Genomic DNA, 2,883 nt, shown 5'->3' with positions numbered 1-2,883 from the left:
CTGCCCTACTGCCCTACTGCCCTACTGCCCTACTGCCCTACTGCCCTACTGCCCTACTTCACAACCAGCCATTCTTCCTGAACCGCCAATACAGAAACGCGCAGATCAGCGCGATCGTGGCCAGAACCACCGGATAGCCGTATTCCATCTTCAGTTCCGGCATGTCGCTGAAGTTCATGCCGTAAATGCCGGCGAGCGCCGTCGGCACCGCCAGGATTGCGGCCCAGGAAGCGAGCTTCTTGGTGTTGGCCGTTTCCTGACTCTGGCCGACCAGCAAGCTCGCCTCGAAAGCGAATGCCAGCACCTCGCGCAGGCTGTCGATCTTCTCCTGAACGGTGCGGATGTGATCGGTGACGTCGCGGAACAGCGGATGCATGGCGGTGTGGATCTGCGGCAGCTCGGCGCTGGTCAGCCTTCGGCAGACTTCGACCAGCGGAAGCGCGGCATTGCGCAGGCGCAGGAGATCGCGGCGCAGCATATAGAGCCGCTCTATGTCGGGAGCGGTCATCGGCTTCAGCAGAACCTTGTCCTCGATCGCCTCGACCTCGTCCTCGATCTGCTCGAGCACCGGCATGTAATTGTCGACGATGAAATCGAGGATGGCATAGAGGACGAAATCCTCGCCCTTGGCCAGCGAGTGCGGGCAGCTTTCCCAGTGCTGACGAACGGCGGCATAGGACGTCGAGGGACCGTGCCTGACGCTGACTATGTAGCCTGAGCCGACGAACAAATGGGTCTCGCCGAAGGTGACCCGGCCCTCGATCAGCTGCGCGGTGCGGGCGACGATGAACAAGGCGTCGCCATATTGCTCGATCTTCGGCCGCTGGTGCGGGTGCTCGGCATCCTCGATCGCCAGCTCATGCAGGTGAAACTGCGCCTGGACGCGCAGCAACAGGTTACGGTCGGGCTCCAACAGGCCGATCCAGACGACGTGACCGGATTTTTTTGCCCATTCGCCGGCTTCCTCGATGGGAATGTCGGCGATGCGGCGGCCCGCGGTGTAAACGCCGCAAGCGATAATGCCGGATATCGGCGCAGGCGCCGGGGTCAGGTTCCGAACATTTTCCATCACGACCTCCCGGAGCAAATCCACGGACGAGGATAGAGGCAAAGCCCGGAAAGCTTATCGTAAATCGGGTGACGGTTCGAGAGGCGGCGTTCACTTCACCGGCTGCGTCTCGGAAAGGCTGATTTTGTCGGTCTTGTCGCCCTTGGGCCGCTCAGCCGGCAACTGATCGCCGGTGACGATGTAGTAGATGGTCTCGGCTATGTTGGTGGCGTGATCACCGATACGCTCGATGTTCTTGGCGCAAAACAGCAGATGCGTGCAGGGCGTGATGTTGCGCGGATCTTCCATCATGTAGGTCAGCAATTCGCGAAACAGCGATGTGTACATGGCGTCGATCTGGTCGTCACGATCGCGCACGAAGCCGATCTTCTCCACCGAACGGGACGCGTAGACGTCGAGCACTTCCTTGAGCTGGGTCAATGCCAGGTTGGACAGAGCCTCGAGGCCGCGGAACAGGCTGGTCGGCTGGCGTCCGTCGGTGACGGCGACAACCCGCTTGGCAACGTTCTTGGCGAGATCGCCAACCCGTTCGAGGTCGGCGGAGATGCGGATGGTCCCGACTATCTCGCGCAAATCCGCCGCCATCGGCTGACGCTTGGCAATGATGATGATCGCCTTGTCGTCGATTTCGCGCTGGCCCTCGTCCAGTACGGTATCGTCGCGGATGACCTTCTGGGCAAGGCCCGGGTCGGCATTGACGAGAGCGGTGACCGCCTGTTCGACCATGCGCTCGGCATGGCCACCCATCGCGGCGATGCGCTTCGACAGATATTTCAACTCCTCGTCATAAGCGCTGACGATGTGCACGGACTGCATGGCAAATGCCTTCCCACGGGGTGTTTTGATTTTGAGTCGTTTCCTCGAATCCCCGCTGATACGCTAGCCGGATGACAGAAAAAAGAAACAGTGCCCTTGAATTAGGGCGATATCAGTGCGCCGGCAAATGAACCGAGAATGCCGCGCCGTTGCCGACTTCGGACTTGATCGAAAGCCGGGCGTTGTGGCGCGTCAGGATATGCTTGACGATCGACAGGCCGAGGCCGGTGCCTTTCTGGGTCCGGCTGGTCTCGACATCGACGCGGTAGAAGCGCTCGGTAATGCGCGGAATGTGCTCCTCGGGAATGCCAGGGCCAAAGTCCCTGATCGTCACGTCGATGCCCGGCTCTGGTCCGGCATCGCTATGCGCTATGGATACAACCACGCGCCCACCCGACTGCCCGTATTTGCAGGCGTTTTCCAGGAGGTTCTCGAAAACCTGGAAAAGCTCATCGCGATCGCCAGGCACATGAAGCGGTCCGTCGGCGTAGCGCCGCTCGATGGCAACGGCGTTTTCGCTGGCCAGCGGTCCGAGCGAGTCGATGACGCTGTCGACGGTCTGGCGCAGGTCCACCTCGGTTCCCGGCTTCAGATAGGGTTTCATCTCGAGCCGCGACAGCGACAACAAATCGTCGATCAGACGCGCCATGCGGCCGGTCTGGCTCTGCATGATCTGCAGAAACTGGTCGCGCGCCGCCGCGTCGTTGCGGGCTGGCCCGCGCAGCGTTTCGATAAAGCCGGCGATGGAGGCAAGTGGGGTGCGCAGTTCGTGGCTGGCATTGGCGATGAAGTCGGCGCGCATGCGGTCGATCCTGCGCGTTTCGCTCTGGTCCTTGAACACCAGCACATAGAGATCGGTGGCGTGACCGACCGAGGACACGCTCACCCGGTAAGCCCGTTCGACCGGCAGCTTCTCCGTATAGTCGACGATATCGGAGGCGACATCGCCCGATAGCACGCCATCCAGCAGAGCCTGCATTTCCGGCGCCCGGAATTTC

At 61.2% G+C, this 2,883-nt stretch carries 3 protein-coding genes; all 3 read right to left on the bottom strand.

Annotated features, from left to right (window positions below; translation table 11 throughout):
* Positions 1-58: 58 nt before the first annotated feature.
* Positions 59-1,069, bottom strand: a complete 1,011-nt coding sequence (locus ENZ74_RS27595) for a magnesium and cobalt transport protein CorA (RefSeq protein ID WP_013533645.1) — start codon at positions 1,067-1,069, stop codon at positions 59-61.
* 90 nt (positions 1,070-1,159) lie between these two features.
* A complete protein-coding gene (gene phoU, locus ENZ74_RS27590) occupies positions 1,160-1,885 on the bottom strand; it encodes a phosphate signaling complex protein PhoU (protein ID WP_013533646.1) in 726 nt (241 codons plus the stop codon).
* Positions 1,886-1,997: 112 nt separating this feature from the next.
* Positions 1,998-2,883: ATP-binding protein (locus tag ENZ74_RS27585; protein ID WP_127313138.1), on the bottom strand; the 886-nt coding region annotated here is incomplete at its 5' end.

The organism is Mesorhizobium sp. M7A.F.Ca.CA.002.15.2.1 (assembly GCF_003998715.1).
Lineage (GTDB): Bacteria > Pseudomonadota > Alphaproteobacteria > Rhizobiales > Rhizobiaceae > Mesorhizobium > Mesorhizobium ciceri.
Note: the sequence above shows the minus strand (reverse complement) of the source record. Positions and strands in the feature narration are given on the sequence as shown.

Coding starts and splice junctions, on each gene's coding strand:
- ENZ74_RS27595 (WP_013533645.1), bottom strand. CDS start 1,069: ATGGAAAATGTTCGGAACCTGACCCCGGCGCCTGCGCCGATATCCGGC.
- phoU (WP_013533646.1), bottom strand. CDS start 1,885: ATGCAGTCCGTGCACATCGTCAGCGCTTATGACGAGGAGTTGAAATAT.